A 620-nucleotide genomic window follows, 5' to 3' on the forward strand; every position below is an offset into this window, starting at 1 on the left:
AGGTCGTGGGACGCGTCGGAGGCAATGTCGACCACGTCCTCATCGGACACCCGCAGGTCCACGGCAAATTCGCCGCCCTCTACACCATCGACGGCACCACCGTCCGGGGCGCAGCCATCGTGAACTGGCCCAAAGCCCTCATTGCCTGCCGTCTGGGCATGGCCAGGGGCATCACGGTGCAGGATCTGCACGCCAAGCTCGAACCCCAGTTGGAGCCACCGCCGAGGAGGACGTCATGACACCCGGGAACTTGCTGCCCCAGACCGAGAGCGTCACCCGGGAACATATCGCCCTCGCCTGCCGGGTCTTGGCCCATCGGGGCCTGGCAGATGGAATCTTGGGTCACATCAGCCTGAAAATTACCGACAGCACATTGCTGGTGCGCTGTCGCGGCCCGTACGAACGCGGACTGGCGTACACGCAAGCCGAAGACATCCGCATGGTGGACCTCGACGGCAATCCCGCCGCCGACGGCGAGCTCGCGGGCGGGTACACGGTCCCCAACGAACTGCCGCTGCACACCGAGCTCTTCCGGCGCCGCCCAGACATCCGAGCTGTCGTTCACGCCCATCCCCCGCGAGTGGTTGCCGCCGACCTGGCAGGGCTTGCAGTACGCCCCA

General features: G+C 66.5%; 1 protein-coding gene and 1 pseudogene. Both read left to right on the plus strand.

What is annotated here, in order from left to right:
• Positions 1-239, plus strand: a pseudogene (locus ABD250_RS15325) (NAD(P)/FAD-dependent oxidoreductase); the annotation flags it as partial.
• Positions 236-620 (plus strand): class II aldolase/adducin family protein (locus ABD250_RS15330; RefSeq protein ID WP_344393141.1); only part of this gene is annotated, 385 nt, incomplete at its 3' end. The pseudogene ABD250_RS15325 and the gene ABD250_RS15330, both read left to right, overlap by 4 nt.

The sequence above is a fragment of the Dietzia cercidiphylli genome, from assembly GCF_039531545.1.
GTDB classification, from domain to species: Bacteria; Actinomycetota; Actinomycetes; order Mycobacteriales; family Mycobacteriaceae; genus Dietzia; species Dietzia natronolimnaea.